14 protein-coding genes are annotated in these 18,616 nt (G+C 42.3%); 10 read left to right on the forward strand and 4 right to left on the reverse strand.

The window, feature by feature from the left end; all coding sequences use genetic code 11:
- Positions 1-128: 128 nt before the first annotated feature.
- Positions 129-500, forward strand: a complete 372-nt coding sequence (locus DLM75_RS03180; RefSeq protein WP_167731724.1) for an LIC13410 family lipoprotein — start codon at positions 129-131, stop codon at positions 498-500.
- On the opposite strand, the gene DLM75_RS03185 is transcribed toward DLM75_RS03180, so the two are convergent.
- A complete protein-coding gene (locus tag DLM75_RS03185) occupies positions 497-1,222 on the reverse strand; it encodes an LIC13411 family adhesin (RefSeq protein WP_429945425.1) in 726 nt (241 codons plus the stop codon). The two genes, DLM75_RS03180 and DLM75_RS03185, sit on opposite strands and share 4 nt — an antisense overlap.
- A gap of 164 nt (positions 1,223-1,386) precedes the next feature.
- Here DLM75_RS03185 and DLM75_RS03190 point away from each other — a divergent pair, with 164 nt between their 5' ends.
- Positions 1,387-3,810 carry a 1-acyl-sn-glycerol-3-phosphate acyltransferase gene (locus DLM75_RS03190; RefSeq protein ID WP_118967072.1) on the forward strand — a complete coding sequence of 808 codons (2,424 nt, stop codon included), beginning with the start codon at positions 1,387-1,389 and terminating at the stop codon, positions 3,808-3,810.
- Here DLM75_RS03190 and purT read toward each other — a convergent pair.
- From purT to DLM75_RS03205, 3 genes are all read right to left on the reverse strand, one after another.
- Complete coding sequence (gene purT, locus DLM75_RS03195; protein ID WP_118967073.1) at positions 3,807-4,970, reverse strand: formate-dependent phosphoribosylglycinamide formyltransferase; 1,164 nt, start codon at positions 4,968-4,970, stop codon at positions 3,807-3,809. The two genes, DLM75_RS03190 and purT, sit on opposite strands and share 4 nt — an antisense overlap.
- A gap of 126 nt (positions 4,971-5,096) precedes the next feature.
- A complete protein-coding gene (locus DLM75_RS03200; protein WP_118967074.1) occupies positions 5,097-6,254 on the reverse strand; it encodes a FecR family protein in 1,158 nt (385 codons plus the stop codon).
- A 169-nt stretch (positions 6,255-6,423) separates the two neighbouring features.
- Positions 6,424-8,055, reverse strand: coding sequence for a helix-turn-helix domain-containing protein (locus tag DLM75_RS03205; protein WP_118967953.1), 1,632 nt, complete (start codon positions 8,053-8,055; stop codon positions 6,424-6,426).
- A 672-nt stretch (positions 8,056-8,727) separates the two neighbouring features.
- Here DLM75_RS03205 and DLM75_RS03210 point away from each other — a divergent pair.
- The 8 genes from DLM75_RS03210 to DLM75_RS03245 all read left to right on the forward strand — a co-directional run bounded on the left by DLM75_RS03210 (position 8,728) and on the right by DLM75_RS03245 (position 18,497).
- Complete coding sequence (locus tag DLM75_RS03210) at positions 8,728-9,696, forward strand: sodium-dependent bicarbonate transport family permease (RefSeq protein WP_118967075.1); 969 nt, start codon at positions 8,728-8,730, stop codon at positions 9,694-9,696.
- A 164-nt stretch (positions 9,697-9,860) separates the two neighbouring features.
- Positions 9,861-11,825, forward strand: a complete 1,965-nt coding sequence (locus DLM75_RS03215) for an alginate export family protein (protein ID WP_118967076.1) — start codon at positions 9,861-9,863, stop codon at positions 11,823-11,825.
- A 23-nt stretch (positions 11,826-11,848) separates the two neighbouring features.
- Positions 11,849-13,570 (forward strand): proton-conducting transporter transmembrane domain-containing protein, encoded by a 1,722-nt coding sequence (locus DLM75_RS03220; RefSeq protein ID WP_118967077.1) that lies wholly within the window; start codon positions 11,849-11,851, stop codon positions 13,568-13,570.
- A complete protein-coding gene (locus DLM75_RS03225) occupies positions 13,537-14,424 on the forward strand; it encodes an NADH-quinone oxidoreductase subunit H (protein WP_118967078.1) in 888 nt (295 codons plus the stop codon). The genes DLM75_RS03220 and DLM75_RS03225 overlap by 34 nt, the downstream gene beginning before the upstream one ends.
- A gap of 16 nt (positions 14,425-14,440) precedes the next feature.
- Positions 14,441-15,061, forward strand: a complete 621-nt coding sequence (locus tag DLM75_RS03230; RefSeq protein WP_118967079.1) for a formate hydrogenase — start codon at positions 14,441-14,443, stop codon at positions 15,059-15,061.
- Positions 15,058-16,266, forward strand: coding sequence for a proton-conducting transporter transmembrane domain-containing protein (locus tag DLM75_RS03235; protein WP_118967080.1), 1,209 nt, complete (start codon positions 15,058-15,060; stop codon positions 16,264-16,266). The genes DLM75_RS03230 and DLM75_RS03235 overlap by 4 nt, the downstream gene beginning before the upstream one ends.
- A complete protein-coding gene (locus tag DLM75_RS03240; RefSeq protein WP_118967081.1) occupies positions 16,267-17,679 on the forward strand; it encodes a hydrogenase large subunit in 1,413 nt (470 codons plus the stop codon).
- Positions 17,676-18,497: an NADH-quinone oxidoreductase subunit B family protein gene (locus DLM75_RS03245; RefSeq protein ID WP_118967082.1), complete on the forward strand. Its 822-nt coding sequence runs from the start codon at positions 17,676-17,678 to the stop codon at positions 18,495-18,497. Before DLM75_RS03240 ends, DLM75_RS03245 begins: the two co-directional genes overlap by 4 nt.
- The last annotated feature ends 119 nt before the right edge of the window (positions 18,498-18,616 follow it).

Below are 18,616 nucleotides of genomic sequence, written 5' to 3' on the forward strand. Positions count from 1 at the left end.
GGAACCATTCTGATTCTTAAGCGATGTTTAAGAACAAATTTTTAAAAATGGATTCTATTTTTAATCTCGACAGACTTAAAATGGAGATGAGAATTGCAGTTCAAAATTCAAACTTAGAGAAGATTACGATGAAACAAATTCTTTCAGCGCTCATGATTTTAGCATGTCTCTCCGTTCTTTCGTTTTGTAGATCGGAAGACAAAAAACAACCGCCTAAACAAGAATTTCAACCAAACTCCGATATCAGAACCTTCGAAGTCGGTATGATCAAAGAGGGAGATAAGCGGATAAAGGCCGAAGCGGTATTAGGAACCCCATCCGTGGAATTAAACACACAAGACGGAGCAGTTTTAGAATGGTACCTTGTTTCCACAGAATATCAAAAGAATTCTTATAAAACCTTGGCGGAAAAACCGGCAAGTATTGCGGAAGACACTAAGTTCATTAAGTTGACGATCGATAAAAAAGGCGTCATTAAAAAAATGGAATATAAGCTCTAATCCGATAAATCGTCGTCCAGTAAATCCAACCCCGCGATTCCGAGTAGAAAATCCAGAAGTTCAGCGGGGTTGATTCCTATTCTTATCCCGTAGTAAATTCCTAAATATACTTCCATCTGAAATAGAAAACTTTTCGGGTAACCGTCTTTCTTTTTATTGAGAGCTTGTAGCGCATTTTGGATCGACGGGTCGTTTCTATCAAAACTCTGTTCCTCGATAAATCTTCTGTAAAACTCTTCCTTCTTTCTTTTTCTTCTTTCGGCAACGGGAATGTGATAGAAGGAAAGGTAACGAAGCTTCTGGCTTTTGATATTGTATCTTTCATTTAAGAACTCAGGAACTTTATCACCTGGGATTTTCGTATTCTCCAAATTCTTAAGTTCTTCTTGAAGTTCGGGAGATACTTCTTCGTCTCCTGTTTCCGAACTTTGTGTTTCCACATCCAAAGGAAAAAACGTATCGCTTCCGAGAATTCCAAATATAAGTTGTTGAGATCGATACGTACCGAAGTGCCCACCTCTCAATCCGTAACCCTTTCCCAAATCTCTTCGACCGGGAGAAGATTCCCCGCCTTGAAATACAAAACCCGCGGCGAGAGGGCCGATTCGTAAACCGGCACCGTATCCTGGATTCTCGATTCCGGCGGAGAAGATGTCTTTGAAATCATTCTTACGATTTTGCAGATACGTGGAGCAATTGGTCGAAATAAGAAACGTGAGTATGACAAAGGAAAAAAATAAGAATTCCTTGTATGGATTTCTGGATTTGTATAAAATCACAAGCCCACTCTCTTTTCTTTTACTACTTAGGCAACCCAGAAAAAGAAAACGGAAACGAACGTTTTCTGATTGTTCCTTAAATTCTTAAGCTCTCAATAGCAATTAGAATGGAAGAAATAAAACCATCCGAAGAAATTCTAAAAAATATCGCCGTTTTGGGAGGGGGACCTATGGGAGTCTTTCTTTCCACCTATCTCGCTCCGAAAACAGAAAAAATGTTTCTCTGGTATGACGATCGTAAACGCGCTGAAAAAATTCAAAAAGAAAGAATCACTTCTTTGCTCGAAGATTCGATTACTCTTCCCGAAAACGTTCAGGTCACTAGTGAATTCGATTTTCTAAAGAATGGTTCGTGGATCATAATCATCGCTGTGCCTTCTCGCCTTATGGAAGGTATTTTGGACGAGTTGTTAAAAGTGCTCGATAAGAATGCTTCTCATTCGATCTTCACTTTCACTAAAGGAATACTTTCCGCTTCTACAAGACGTAAAAATAATTGCATTACATATTCCGAATATATAGAAAAACTTTCCTCGAAGGCGAACTTTTTAGATATCGAATATACTGCGGTTAACGGTCCTAATTTGCTCGGAGAATTGAAGAGAGGCCATCATAGTTTTTATTGCCTCTCGACCTCGGGACCGAAGTCCATCGAGATTTTTGATACCTTATTCAACGGCGCTCGCAATCATACGAAAACGTACAAGGATCTTGTCGGTTTGGAAATCTTTGGAGTCATGAAAAATCCGATCGCAATTGCTTGCGGAATCGCATCCGGAATTCCCGAGTGTGGAAGTAATTTTGAAGGAGAGTTGATCAGCTTGGGTTATTCCGAAATCACGACTCTTTTAAACGCGCTGGAAATTCCGATCGAGCCGGTTCAAGAATACGGCCTTGCCGATTTAATCGCTTCCTGTACATCCCGTTATAGCAGAAACAAAGCTTATGGTCATCGCTTTGTTCGAAAGTTGATTTCCGGAGAAGATCAGCCGAATCTGATCGAACGGATAGAATTGTTTTTTAATCCCGCCGAATTCATTCAAAAGGAGGTGAGTCAAAGCGAAAGCCATGTGGAAGGAGCATTCGCGCTCGCTTCGATTATTGCCCTGGCGGAGGAGAAGAAGATTGAAATTCCTCTTTACAACACCCTTTTTCAAATTCTTACAAGAAGAGTATCGCCGACGGAGTTGATCCGATTTGTTTCTAAGTCAACTTCGGATGAAGATAAGCATATCTCTAAAACAGCGACGAAACGTTCCGGTTTGGGGATGGCTTCCGGTAAGAAATTTCAAGAGGCGCTAGGAAAGAACGTTCATCGTCATATCAATGGTCAGCCGGGAATGACGGATCGGATCATCAAACAATCTTCGTTGATCATAAAATCATTAGAGAAACGTTATAAAGAAGCGGAGGAATCGAACGATATTACCGACTTAGTACAAATTCCGAAGGAAATTCTCCTCTGGAAAGAAATTGATTCGAATTTTCACGAAAAAGGAAGCAAAGACCTTTCAAGGATATTAGATTTTTATGTTTCTGAAATCGCGGATGATTATAAGCCGTTTTTGCGGGACACATTGATTCATTTGATCGCACCAACGCGTTATGTTCTGAGTGGTTTTAAGCCGGGTGCAGGTTTACCGAAAATCGGAGGTTGTGTTAAGGAAGTAAAAGCGCTCGCTTCAAGATACGATATTCTTTATACTCCGACCCATCGTTCCCATTTGGATTCGGTAGAAGTCGCCTTCGGTTTAAAATGGCTCGGTCTTCCGGTTCCACGTTACGCCGCGGATAAAAAAGTGATGGCGACCCCCGGTCTTGCGAACGTCTTAAAATCCTTAGGCGCCTACATGGTAGATCGAAAGAGAAATCGAAATATTCTTTATTTGGAATGTTTAACTCAATATTCTACGATGATGTTGGAGGCCGGTATTCCGACGCTTGTTTACCCGGAGGGAACTCGTTCGCGTACAGGGGGAATCATTCCGATCAAAACGGGAATTTTGTCTACATCCGTTGAAGCGTATAAACACACTGGATCCGAAGTGATCGTAGTTCCGATCGCGCTTTCCTATGAAAATGTGCCTGAGGATGAAGAGTTTTCGGGGAAGGATAAAAAACCCGGGTTTCGGGATTTCTTTTATAAGAGAACGGAAGTTTATATGGATCTTTGCGAGCCGATTCCCGTTTCAAAATATATTCATGAAGAGGATCCAACCGGATCGATCGGATTTGAAATCACACAGGGTTGGAAAAAGTATCGTCGAATTCTACCGAATCAATTGGTAGCGAGAACTTTGATCGAAGCGGAAACCGAGATAGGACTGAATGAGTTGAAAAACGCAATCAAAGAAACGGTTCTGACCGAGAAACAAAATTATCTTACTCAAGACGTGGAAGAAATCCTGCAAAAGGGAATCAAAGTTCTAAAACAAAGAAAGATGATATCCGTAGAAAACGGTATCGCGAAAGTACTGGACCGGGAGTTGGTCCAGTACTATGCAAACATGTGCACGGATGAAGTTTCCTAGTCGATTTTGATTTTAGAGGCAAGAAGAGTCGCGCGTTTTCGAAGAGAGGATATTTCTTCCCCTTTGTTGGAATAAGCGAGTGTAACACCCATTCTACGGAACGGTCTTGTAACGGGTTTTCCGAAAATTCTAAAATCAGATTCCGACATTCCGGAAGCTATGTCCAGGCCGCTAACGGAAGGAATTTTTCCATCGGAACTCGATAGGATAACCGCGCTGGCTCCTTTTCTTTCCAGAGTAATTTCGGAAATCGGAATCCCAAGAATCGCACGGAGATGCAGTTCAAATTCGTTGAAATTTTGTGTTCCGGCTAACGTAACCATTCCGGTGTCATGAGGTCTTGGGGAAAGTTCTGAAAAATAAACCTGATCTTTTGTAAGAAAGAATTCGACTCCCCAAATACCCGCACCGGTTAATTCTCTGGTCACCAAATCCGCCATTCTCTGTGCTTCTTTTAGCTGAGTTTCGGAAATTTCAGTGGGTTGCCAACTTTCCTGATAATCCCCTCGTTCCTGTCTATGACCGATCGGAGGGCAGAATATAGTTTTACCGCTTTTTTGCGTTACCGTTAATAAAGTGATTTCCGATTCGAAACGGATTAATTCTTCCACGATCACTTCTGCGGCGCCGGCACGACCTTTGGTTTGGGAAGCTTCCCACGCTTTGGTGATTTCGTTCTCGGATTTAATGACTGATTGTCCTTTTCCGGATGAAGACATGAGGGGTTTGATAACGCAAGGAAGTCCTAATTCTTGGATCGCTTTACGAAGTTCCTCTTCGGAAGCGGCGTAGAGATATTTTGCCGTAAGGATTTTGAGATCTTTCGCCGCCAAGTCGCGAATTGATTTTCGATTCATCGTAAAGTTCGCCGCCTTTGCCGAAGGAACGACCTGATAACCTTGTTTTTCATATTCGTAAAAACGTTCCGTTCGAATGGCTTCGATTTCGGGAACGATCAGATCCGGCTTGTGTTTTGCCACAACTTGATCTAAAAGATTTCCATCCAACATATTGATGATTTCTTTTTCGTGAGCGACTTGCATTGCCGGGGCATTGTCATAAGAATCGACAGCGATCACGTGTTGTCCCAATCTTTGTGCGGCGATTACAAATTCTTTACCGAGTTCCCCAGAGCCGAGGAGAAGAATTTTCTTTTTCATAGTCTTGCTGGCAGATTGAAAGAAATCTCGGAAAGATCAAAAAGAAAATCGCTGAGAGAAGGAGTTTTTCTTAAGAATAAGAACGTAGGTCCGTCCGTTTTGAGTATGACGAACCTACGTTGAGGATTATTTTTTCTTAGTCTTAATTTGAAAAGATTGATAGTCCACGTAATCGATTTCGTTTTTGTTCAGCCGAATCACGCCGGATGGAGAATGTAAAATCAGTCTGTCTCCAATCTGAGTAACGATCGCTCCGGAAAGTTTTGTTCCATCCGTTTTCGCGATCACTTCTAAGATATTATAATATTCTTTGATTTGGGCTTCGTCTTTTAAGTTACTGGCCTGCGCGTCCGACTCGATTTTACTAAGAGCCTGGTCCAATTTTGATCCGTGATTTTTTTCAATTTCCGAAGAAGTGGAAGAAATGACAGGTTGCAAGGAATCCGGATTTTCAATCAGAGCTTTGTCGACCAATCCCTGATCCACTGTAACCATCGTTTCGACTTCGGCGTTTTCTTGCGGTGACGGAGAGAATTCTTCTTTTTGAAATTCAGGATTTTCTACTTTTTTGAGCTGATCAAATTCTTTAGAGATGCTTTCATTTTGTTCCATTCTCGTCAAAACGAGTTGGATCATTTCATCCAGATTCGGCTTAACGTAAGATTCTTCCCCATTCTCTAAGACGACTTCGTTCTTTTCCAGAAATTCTACAAATTCATGATAAAGCTCCTTATCCAAAGCCTTACTGTTTTCGATGATTTCTTTCGGAACCTTGAACGTGATTGCAACCGCTCCTTCATAGACTTTTACTTTCGGGGGTTTTCCGTTCGAAAGCTCAAAAGAAAAAGTAGTCCCGCGTACACCAGCCACCGCTGTGGGAGTTGTAAGCAAGAAAGAATCCTTCGATTTCAGTTTGTTCGTTTTGATTAGAAGTTCACCTGCTTGGACGTAGAGGTTGGTATTCGGTTTTTCGGATTTGGAAATTTCTTTCAAAGTAATTCTACTGAAAGATTTGATTCGGATCAAGTCGCCGCTTCCGGTTTGAATATCAACCGATCCGGAAGAAGTGATGATCGTATCGTTTTCTTTAAGAATCAGACCGGGAGCGCATGTAATTTTTTTACCGCTCCTCTCAATTCCGACCTCGCCGCTTTGAAAGATGACGATCATTCCGGTCGGTTTCGGATCGTCTTTTACGAAGATTGAAGAAATGAAACGGCAGGAAACAGCGGAACCTATCAAAAGGCTTAATGAAATAAAAAAGGAGAGAGTTCTAATCAGCATTATCTTTTCCTAATCGAAGATTCTATTTTTGTTTATATCAATTAGGGTAACAGGCGGTGCGTATTTTTTTTCTAAAATTACTAAATATTTTATTTCTGAACCTAATTTAGTTCAAAGGGATGATAAAGGAAAACAAAGAAAGTTCTTTCTTATCGATCATCAGTCAAATTCAGACGCGTTTGCCGAAAGCGGCTTCGCTCTTAATTTTTTTCCGTCTGAATGCGTTCGGATTGGTTCCAGTCAACTTTTTAAACTCCATGTAAAAAGTGGATTTGGAACTAAATCCCGCTCTACTTCCGATTTCGGCGGTGGTTTCTTCCGGATGATCCAATAAAAGGCGTTTCGATTCTTCGATTCGATATTGATTGATGAGAGAAGGAAAGTTGTTTCCGAATTCGACGTTGATGATTTCCGAGAGTTGGTGAAGGCTCAGCCCGAGTTCTTTTGCTACATTCTCTTCTTTCAATGATTTCTGAAGATAAACCTTTTTCTTTTCTAAAAGATTTTTGATGTTCTTCACGATTTCCCCTACATTCAAGGAGTTCGTCGTGGATTTTCGAATCTGAGAGCCTGCGTCCTTTTCATCTTCTTGAAGAACCGCCTTTCGGTTGAAAAATTCACTCAAAGAAAAACTTACCAAGATGGAATGGAACGGTAAAAATAAAACAACTCCAAAAACGGAGAACGAATTGAAGGGATAAAAATCAAAATGAAAGATCGTCTTATAAGTATCCAAAAATAAGAACGCCGTCCAGGAGGCCGTGTAGATAAAACCGATGGAAGAATTCGGACGAAAGAACTGATAGTGAACTCGTACGAAATAGAAAAGCGAAAGTCCGACCGTTGCAATCAAAAGAAGAATTCGATGTTCGTACCAGGAAGGAAGCAACGGAATTAAAGTATGAAGCGCTCCTAATGCGCCTGCGATCCAGAAGAACATGGATCTATATACGCGCTTTTCATTGGATTTATCGATGGAGAAGAGGTAGAGAAAAAGAAAAATATGAGAGATCCCGAGAAAGAGAAAATAACTGTGTCGAAAAAGATTATTGGTATTACCCGCAATTTGGGCGAAAGTTTTCCCATGTAAAAAATAGAACGTAAGTAAAACGGAGAGGATGTACAACGGAAGTGTAATAAAAACCGCATTCTTGAATCGATAGTAGCCGAAAAAAGAATACAAAATCGCGATGGCTACGATTCCGATAATAGAATAGGGAATAATCGATCTCAGTCTTTTGTGAAGTTCGTATTCTTCCAATCCGAGAATTCTAATTTGATAGTTAATATCCTCGTTTGAAGAAACGTAAAGATAAAGAATTCTACTTTCACCCGCGTTCAAATCGACTTTGAAATGAGGAAGTCGAGTCAGTATTTTTTCGTCGTTCTCTCCGTGGATATAACCGGAATTCGCGGATATAAACTTTCCCTGCTTGTCGAAATAGCAAAGCTGAGTTTCGGGGACATTCAACCAAGCGAGCATCAAGATTCTACTTTGTGCTTCCGAGCTTTCGTTTTTTACACTAAACCGAAGCCAATTTCCATATGGAGTTCGCTTCACGCGTAAAACCTGCCCGACGGTCGGATGCCATTCCAGATCTTCTAAACCTGAGATATGTTCCGGTGAGCATCCTGCAAACTGTTGTCCCCTATATCGATATTCTACGAGAGAGCTAATGTTTTTAACCGAAGTATTTTCATCCAAAATAACCGATTCAGGGTGGGAGAAGATTGGAGAAAAAGAAATCACTAGTCCCAAAAAGAACGAAATCCTTTTTAAAATAAGAATTTTATTCTGCATGAAATTCACTATATTTTCTAAATTTTGATTGATGATTTGAAAGTAGAACATCGTTGCTAAGGGATCTGAGTTCAAAGAATAATTTCAATTTTTGTATATTCCTCGAAAATAAAATTTTCTTTCGTACTTTTTCCGTTTTGGATTTTTTCCTGAAAATGTCTGTAAGACCAGTACTTTTTTTATAAACGAAACTTAAAAATTCAAACAGTTCGATCCTATGTATAGAACAGGGAACGGTACATTAAATTTGTCCAAATTTATAAAGTTAGACAGATTTAATACGCCTATTTCGCCGCGAAAAATTCAACAAAAACAAAGAGATTTCGGTTTAACTTCGAAACAAATATTCTAGAATTTAGGAAAACTATCTCAAATATAAGCAACTTCGATAGAAGTGAATCGAATATTCTGAATCACTTTGGATTTTCACTTTGCGATACTATGTCGCCTCTATTTTCTTGGTTTCCAAATCTTTCAAAATGAGCAGATTTTGAAAAATCCAAAAAATGATTGTCCAATTTTATAATCTTGGAAAGTCTATTCCTTCAGTAGGGGAATCACTGAATAGGTTTCAAAAATTCTTTCGCCCCTAGTAAATTTGGATTCGAGCCGATTGATTTGTTTTTTCAAATCTGTCGGTTGCGGACCTAAAAATCATGGAGTTAGCTAACTATGGACATGCACGCAATATTAGAGAATGTGCTGAACCCGCCAGTCTTGTTCTTCTTCCTCGGTATGGGAGTTGTCGTTTTTAAATCGGATCTGGTTATTCCGGACTCGCTATCTAAATTCTTCTCGATGTATTTGCTCTTCGCCATCGGTTTCAAAGGCGGACACGAATTATCACGAACCGCTTTTAGCCAGGAGCATTTGTACACTCTGATCGCTTGTTCGGTCATGGCGACCTTAGTTCCCATCTACGCATATTTCGTATTGAAGATCAAATTGGATAAGCACAACGCGGCGGCATTAGCTGGCTCCTTTGGTTCTATTAGTGCGGTTACGTTTGTGACTGCCGGGGCCTTTTTACATAACCTCAACGTAGAATATGGCGGTTTTATCGTAGCAGGTATGGCCTTGATGGAATCCCCGGCGATCGTAATCGCCGTTGTTTTGGATCGTTTGAATAAAAATAAAGCGAACGGTGGCGGATCGATCAATTGGAAAGCGCTCCTTCACGAAGCGCTTTTTGGTTCTTCCATCTATCTTTTAGTAGGCGCGCTTCTCGTTGGTTATGTGACAGGAGACTCCGGTTGGAAGGCAGAGAAACCTTTCGCTGACGATCTTTTCAAAGGGATTTTAACTTTCTTCCTTTTAGATATGGGAATTTCTGCCGCGAGAAGATTCAAAGAACTCGCGCACGTTGGAGTTTTTTTGATCGTTGCTTCTATCGGCCTGATGGTCCTGAACGCAAGTCTAGGTTTACTTCTTACAAAGGTAATCGGTATGCCGGTTGGTGATGCGCTTATGTTCGTCGTTCTCTGCGCTTCCGCTTCTTACATCGCGGTTCCAGCGGCAATGAAGGATATGATTCCAGAGGCCAATCCGAGCGTATATCTCACGGTCGCGCTTTCTATTGTATTTCCAATCAATATCGTAGCCGGAATTCCATTCTACTACTACCTCGTTACAAACCTCTAACGAGAAATTTCATCTCGGCGAAAGGATTTAGACCTCATGAATTTCGTCGAGATAAGGTCAGGTATACTAACTTTGTGTGAGGAATGGGGTCCTTAGAATGCCCAACTGATGCTTTATAAGAATTAGCAATCCAATATAAATATAAAAAAAGAAGAGTAATCACAATGACTACGAATCAAAAAAAATACATTTCGACAATAGGTTTCAATCTGTTTTTCTTTTCACTCCTCTTCCTTATCACCGGAGGTCTCTTCGCTCAGCAGACTGCGCCGGAGAACAAAGGTGCAACCGAGGTGAGTGCGACTAAATCGACGGCCGATCAAGCTCCGGTCGCAAAGACCGATGATGCGGAGAATTTTGTTTCTCCGATGAAGAGAGGCGGTGTTGGTGCGGAATACAATCGGCATATGTTCATCGAACCGGAACTTTCAAAAACGGTGAATAAGAATTCGAATAAACTCTGGCTGAACGATTGGATCAAGCTCGGGTTTTATCTCAGACCAAGATACGAGTCAAGAAATAATCTTAATTTTGATAAATCGAACCACGCGTATACGGACAGAATTATGCAGACTTCTGCATTCTATTTCCTAATCGATCCGAGTCCGTATGTAACCTTTAAAATTACGGTTCAAGATACAAGGGTTTGGGGTGGAGAATCGCCGGCAAACGTAGGCGATATTCGTTCGGGGTTTTTTAGCAATACTCCAACTTTGAGTTCCGATCCAAATACACCGGGTAAGCCGAATAACTCCATTGCTCAAAATAATACGAGCATTCGTGAAGCTTTTGTAATGATAAAAAAACTTCCGCTTAACGCGCAAGTTCAAGTCGGTAGACAGATTTGGGCATACGGTGATCAGAGAATGTTGGGTGGTGCGAACTGGACCATCAACGGTCTTTCTTACGATGGCGCAAGAGTGATGTTCGACTTTGATAAGTTCAGTTCGCACTTTTTTGCCGCGAGGCCGTATTGGACTCAGAGCGGTGTGAACGGAGTTCTTTCCTCCAACGACCCGAAAGTTAATTCCACGGTTGCGAATACGAATCCTTCCGCTTCTCAATCGGATACCACCTTGTTCGGTACATATAACACGGTGAAAATCTTAGATGAAATTGTGTTAGATGTTTATAATATAAATGTGGTTAAAAAATGGATCCCGAATACCACGCCGGCCTCAACCGCAGATGATGTTTTGGCCACGAATCGCAAAAGACAAAGCGACAACCTTTATACGACCGGTTTCAGGCTAACCAATAGAACGAATAAAAACAATCTCCCGGAAGGTAAATCTTGGGACTGGACCATTGAAAGCGCTTGGCAGAACGGTTATAACGGGCAAAGAATCCATAAGCAATTTTTAGGTTATGACTTACCGGGAACATTCGATAATGGAGCTAAGATTGCAGATACGAGAACGGAGCGGGTGAAATATTCCGGTCATTTTCACGTCGTTCAAACGGGCTATACGGTCGCAGGTTTCCGAGTGGGTGCTCAATATACCTATGCCTCAGGTGATAACAATCGCGCCGATGGAAGTTCTTCTACGTTCCAAACTCTCGTGAACCCGAGATTCGGAGTCATTCCCTATTGGAATAACGTGGCCGGTCTTTCCGAAAATATCGACACAAAAAACTTAAGTTCTTGGAATGCGAACGTCACCTATAAGCATGAAAAATGGGGCATGTTTCAAGTGGCTTATATCATTAACGATAAGGCGCAGAAGAACGATGCTTGGTATGCAATCAACGGCGGTGCAAATTCGATCGCCGGTTCGGCGTTGTCTTCTCCGGTTGCAACTTCGTTGAACGCCGCGGGACAGGCGGCAACTTCCGGATCAAGTGAGAATTATACAGGAAATGCTTATACACAAGCGTATTCTACTGGTAGAAATATTTACAACGAATTGGATTTAACGTGGATGTATCAAATCAACGATAACGTTTCGATCTGGACGGGAGCCGGTTTCTTGATCGCAGGAAACTCCGTTCGGAATTACAGAAATAGTCCGTTGCTCTACAATACCTCCACAAATCAATTTGAACTGAATGCGGCCGCGTTTACGAAGCAACACACTTCGGCAAATAACGCGAGCGTATTCTTCTTTCAAGTGAACGCCGCTCTATAGAAAAAAGGAGACTTTATCAGCCGATGATCATCCTATCTTATTTGATAGTCGCAATGTCCCTTATCGCACCCTTCCTAGCAGCTAGGGTGCTCGGTAAGAATTTTTTTGGACAGGACACACCCATATTCATTGGTCTTACTCTCCAAGCAGTCTTGGGGATTATCATTTCCATTTATGTTTACGGTTACGAACATAGAAAGAAAGCGACCGTGTTATTAGGTTACGCAGTATTTTTTTTGAGTACGGGACTTTGTTACTTGGTCGGGAAGACTCTTTGGCTGATTCTTTTTTGGGAATTGTCTACAGTGAGCGCCTTTCTCTTATATCAAGGTGGAAAGTGGAATCCTAACTCCATCAAAAGTTTTATCGCTCTTGTGGTCGCTGGTGGTATCGGTGCGTTTTGTTTTACGTATTGGATCTATTCCCCGGACAGTGAGTTTGGGAATTTTTTCTTAGTAACCGGCTTACTTGTAAAAGCGGCATTTTTCGGTTTTCATTTCTGGCTTCCGGAAGCGCACTCCGGTTCTCCGGCTCACGCTTCCGCGGCGTATTCCGGAATTCTTGTGAACCTTCCTTTGGTTCTTTTTCATCAATGGGTCGGGCCTTGGATAGGAAACACGATCTTCATTAAGATTTTAATTCCGCTCGCGGGCTTTGGAGTTCTTTGGGCGGGACTTTCTTCTCTCTTTTCAAGAGACGCAAAAAAGGCGATCGCATACAGCACGGTCGAGAATATGAACTTTCTCTTTCTTTGTATTCTTTTGTCGGCGTTGTGGAAAGATCACGAACTGGAAAGTCTTCGAGTTCTCAGTCGTTCTTTCTCCTTTCTCTTTATTCTTTCCTTAATCCATCATAGCGTGAGTAAGACTTTCCAATTTCTTTCCATAGGATATCTCACGAAGATATCAGGTTTTTCGAATGTGGATCAGAATACGGGAGTGGGAAGAATTTCCGGAATACCGACTTCGTTGCTCAGTTTGGGAACGATCAGCTTTCTCGCGATACCCGGAACCACCGGATTTCTCTCGGAAGCGACGTTCGTTAAATTGGTTGCGGGAGTTCTCGAAATTCCTGGACAAAGTGCGATTCTTGTATTGCCACTTTTGATTTTAGTTTCTTCCGGTTTGGTGTTAGGTGCGGCAGGACATTTAAGAATTTTCTTAGGAATGATTCTTTCTCGTCCGAGAACCAATTGGCCGGAGCACAAACCCGCAAAGACGATTCTATATTCCCTTTCCATCAGCGGTGCCTTGATCCTTTTGGTTTCATTGGGAATTTCCGCATACGCGGTCTACTATTCGCCAACGAAAGAATGGCTCGATGGGCAATGGTATCGCGGTCTCGCAATCGTGAATTCTGTCGGTTTGGGTATGTTTCTTCTCGTCGGTGTTATGGGTTTTCGCACGAAAATTTCGAAAAGAAAACTCTGGGATTGCGGAGGGAATTACGGGGGCGCGGACGTTGCGATTCCATCCGACGGAATTTCCGATCCGTTATTCCCGTCTTTGGGAAGATACTTCACTAACGAACAGGGAAACTCGCGTTTGGACGAGGCGATCCTTCACGGTATTATAAAATTCTTAAATGCATTTAAGACAAGTCTGAACGAATCGGATGAAGAATCGATTTCGATCAATCTTGCATTTTCTTCCATAACCGTGGTTCTTTTATTGTTTGTAATTATCGGCCTTAAGTTAGCCGAGGGAGATTTATGGAAATTATTCTTAAATACCTTGACCCAATAATTCGGATCATTTCTTTTATCACGCTTCCGTTCTTGTGCGGAGGAATCGTGATGAAAATTCGATCCTATGCGCAAGGTCGAGTTGGAGCGCCGCTCTTACAGATATTCTATGATACGTTAAGAATGCTTCGAAAAAAGCCGGTGGACGGTCCGTTTTCCGGATTCTTTACCGAAGCTTCTCCTCTGATCGCTTGTCTTTCCGGAATCGTCGTTTGGAGCTTGGCGAGCTTTGAATGGGGTTCTTATCTTCTGATTCCTTTTCTTATTGGGATCATGAGATTCGCGCTCTTAGCTTACTCTGTGGAAAACGGAACGTCCTTTGCAGGTATGGGAGCCGCAAGAGAAGTGATCTTATACGTTTTCTGCGAACCGATTATGATTTTGGTTCTCGTGGTTTTTGAATCGCACCTCGTATTCAACGCGAATTTTGCTAGTTTGGCATTCGGTGGTCTTTTTCTTTTGGGAACTTCCTTGGTTATTCTTGCCGAGCTCGCAAAACCGCCGTTTGACGATCCGAGAACCCACCTTGAATTGACGATGGTTCACGAAGCGATGTTGCTCGAAGCCTCGGGAAGCAGACGTGCTTTTTTCGAACTCGCACAACAACTAAAGACAAGTTCCCTTTTCCTTTTCGTCGCGAAAATGGGAGTCTATCACGGTGAGTTCTTTTTAAACAAAGCCATTCCTCCTTTTTGGTTGGATTTTGTCGCGATTTTAGGAGCTCTCTTGGTTTCCGTTTGTGTAGGTTATATCGAAGCGAACAGCACAAGAAGAAAGTGGCTCTGGATACCGGAACTACTCGGGTTAAACTTTATCTTCATGCTTTTTTTAGGCATTCTTCTTAAGTTAGGATGATCCTCAGGGAAATATTATGGGCACAGAATTCAGTTATTTAATTCTTCTTTTACTCGGGGTTGTTATCTTACTTGAGAATCGATTGAAGCGACTCGTACTCCTCTTGGCGTTTCAAAGTGTGTTTCTTCTTGTCCCTCTTTTCGAAGATAGCGGATATGAAAATCACAGTCTATTCTTAGCGGGAATGATCGTTCTTTTCAAAGTTATTTTGACTCCACTGATCCTTTTTTGGACGGCGAGAAGAACAAACTCCGTAGAATCCACATTCCCGAAAGTGGGTTATATTCCTACATTTGCGTTGCTATTAGTTGGAGCGCTTGTTGGATTTATTATATTAGGGTTTACTAAATTTCGTTTCGGTGAAGTGAATCAGATGTCGTTTTTGTACACCTTCTTGGTGCTCTACGTCGGAATGGTAGGCTTTGTGGTTCGACGTCATTGGGTGGGAGTGATCGCTTCCTTTGCGGTCTTTGAAAACGGAACCTTCTTATTGACTCAAATACTAAGAACGAATCTTCCTTTAGGAATCGAATTCGGTTCTTTTTTGGATGCGGTCTTTATCATCGGCGCCGCGGCCACACTTCGAATCAGCATGGAAGGATCCTCATCGCATGAAAAAGAGGAGGCTTCCGTATGAATCTTCTCGTATTAAACGGAATCGCGATAGCGGTTTTATTCTTAATTCTTCTCGCTTATATTTTGGCGCCAACGAAAGGACAAAGACAGATCACGATGTGGTCTTTCTTGATGATTCTTTGTGTGGGTTTAACCTTTGCCGCTTGGAATCTGGAAGGTTTCGGTTTGCAGTGGGTTTTGATCGAAGCGACGACGTTTACCGGCGCGCTTCTTGTTTCTTCCAGTAGAACTACGAAATCATTCCCGATCGCATGGAAATTTCTTTTGATCAATTCCTTCGGCTTGGGAATCGCTTTCCTAGGAATTATCATCGTTACGGCTACGTTACACGGCATCGATCATCCAGTGGAAGTTCTCGCCGGCAAGCTTTCGGAACATCCGGAAAATCTCTGGATCGAAATCGGTCTATGGCTGGCGATCTTCGGTTATTCCGCAAAACTTGGCCTTTTTCCGAATCACGTTTGGGTCGTCGATACTTATGGAGAAAGTCCGAGCCAGATTTCGGCTCTTATTGCGGCTTTTGTCCCGGTGGCGGTAAGTTATGCGCTTCGTCCTTTTATTCATATGGATCACCAACTCTATCCGACAACTTTTAGCGCTTCGGATGGACTTCTTATTTTAGGAGTGATCACGATGTTGCAAAGTATCGTCGCGCTCTACCAAAGAAACGATCTAAGGATGATGACCGCAAAGGTTGCATTGTTTCATAGCGGCGCCCTTGGAATATTTCTCTGGATGGATCTTCCCGATTCTACTTTTAACTTTGTTATGGCTGGGAACATCGTCCTAAAATCATTTCTATTTCTTACGATGGGAATCGTGAGAATGGATGCGGGAAAAAGGGAATTAAGCAAGATATTTCATTCTGACTCGATCAACAAAAAAGCTTTATCTTTGTATATGGCTTCTTTGTTCTTGGCGTTTGTTCTTCCCGGATCGCCGATCTTCGTGAACGACTTAATACTCTTAAAGGCCGGCTGGACGCAGGGTCAATGGTTTGTGATCACAGTGCCTGTTTTGGGTCTTATATTTTTCGGAGTACTTTTATACAAAACGGTTCCTCTTTTTAATTTAGAAGATCGCCCTTTTGCGAAAGAGTTTGCAACGACTTTGCAAATTCGTTTAACAAATTCCCTTCTTCTCTTTCTTATGGTGTTGGGAATCGGTATCTGGGGTTTTTATCACTTACTCCAAGGAGAATTTTGAATGCGCACGGTAACGGGCTTATATCCTAGAAAGGGTAAAAAGGGCTACAACCGCTTCTGGCTGACTAACTCAGGAGTGGAGCACGAAGTTATAGAATATTCCGAAAAAGAAGCTTACGAAGATTCCGCAAATCCGATTTCGATGCTTCGACATTCACTTGGAACGGATCAGGGAGAAGAGGATTATTCTTCTTATGATTTTGAAAAGTATCTCGTCGCAGATCGTAAAACCGACGTAGAAAAATTCGTAACTAAAAAAGGAATTAAGGATTTAGTATATAAGGGATTAAAAGTACCGATTCCCGCGAGTCATTATTCGCACGCGGTCGGACCGATTCATGCGGGTGTGATCGAGCCGGGGCATTTCCGTTTTATTGTGAAAGGAGAAGAAATTCGAAATCTGGACATTCGCCTCGGGTTTCAAAAGCGAGGATTGATAGAGCTGATCAAAGGAAAAGGTCCGAAAGATTCTTTGCCTTATGCGGAAGCGATTTCGGGCGACAGTACGGTTGCCTATGGAATCGCGTTTTCAAGAATTTTCGAAGAAGCGCTTAAGATCGTAGTTCCACAAGAACTGGATTTTTCGAGATTGATTCTTCTAGAATTGGAAAGAATCGCGACGCACATCGGAGATATGGGTGCGATCGCGGGTGATATCGGTTATTATCCGTTGCAGGGCGTTTGTTCGTTACAAAGAGGAATTCCGCTCGGAGTCATGGAAGCGTTAACCGGCAATCGTTTTGGAAGAGGCGCTTTAGCCCCTGGAAAAGTATTTTTTAGAAAAGGTCTTACTTCCGAAAAACTCGCCGAACTCGCCGAAAGGATCCGTTCCGTTACGGCTGACGTTACGAGCCATTTCGAAAGAGCAGTGGGCGCTTCTACCAATCGGGAAAGGCTTCAGTCTTGCGGTATTATTCGTCAAAAACAAGTAAGACATCTCGGTTTTGTCGGAATGGCGGAGAAATGTACAGGCCTAAATCGAGACCTTCGTCATTTAGAAAAATCTTATGCACTTGGCGGTCCGATTTCTTTGGACTTAAATCGAGATCATATGAGAGGGGATGCGTGGGCGAGATTCTATCTACGTTACGAAGAATTGAAGAATAGTAGTAAGTGGCTTGTTCAGGCGATTCCGAAATTGATTTCCGCCTTGGATTCGAAGATAACAAAGTCCGGTTCCGCAAAGGAGACCGTTAAAAAAGGAACTTATTTTTCTGCGGTCGAAGGCTGGCGAGGTCCAGTGTTGGTTTCCTTGGATCTAGATTCCGATGGAACGATCGAAGAAGCTTATATACGAGATCCTTCCGTTTTCAATTGGCACGCTTTGGAGTTAGCGGTACGAGGAGAATACATCGGAGATTTCCCCTTAAACAATAAGTCCTTCAACCTGAGTTACGTAGGAGTGGACCTATGAAAATTATATTCGAAATATTGAACATACTTCGTCCCGCGAAGACGATGAATTACAAAAAAGTTTCGCCCATCAACTCGAATGCTCGCGGAATTCCGGTGCCGGTTCTTGGTCCGAGTGAATCCTGCCTTTCCTGCAAGTCTTGCGAACAGGTTTGTCCAACACATTCGCTCAAGGTTCTTTCGAAAGATCAGATTCGTTTTGATTACGGTGCTTGCCTTCAATGTGGTCGATGTTCTGAAGTTTGTTCGGACGGAAAGATCATCGATTCCGGCTTTGTGCACGTTTACTCAACGGATCGCGAGGCACTGAGAGTAACGTATACAAACGGACTTCCCGAAGAGAGATCCGAAGTAATTAGCGAAGAGGTAAAACAATTTCGCGAGGTTACCAAACATACGGGCTTTCAATTCAGAGAAGTTGCCGCGAGTGGAAACAATACTACGGAAGCGGAAATCAACGCGAGTTTCAATGCTCTTTTCGACAGTGAAGCAAGTATGGTCCGTGTCGTTGCCTCTCCGAAACATGCGGACGCACTTGTGTATTCCGGTCCGGTCGGTCCCAATATGGAAGGACCATTGGACACGGCTTGGGAGACGATGCCTTCTCCAAAGGCGCTCGTTGCTTGCGGCTCGGAGGCTGTTTCCGGAGGTTTGTTCAAGTTAGGAAAACTTCCGAAAGAACCGGACTTATTTATCGGAGGTGATCCTCCGAGACCGGATGTGATCGTATCCGCATTTCGTTATCTTATGGGAACGAGAGAATTTTCGTTTCGGGCGGAATTGATAAAGTTCGTCCAGGGTTTAAGAGAGAATAAATAAGAACGATTTGAAGCTCGGATAACAAATGAATTAGGAAATTCGAATGTAATCCGAGCGTAAAAGTGTTAGAAAATTCTAATTGAGTTAAGAATCAATTTCGACTTTCGTTGTTTTCGAAG

It is taken from the genome of Leptospira stimsonii, from assembly GCF_003545885.1.
GTDB lineage: Bacteria > Spirochaetota > Leptospiria > Leptospirales > Leptospiraceae > Leptospira > Leptospira stimsonii.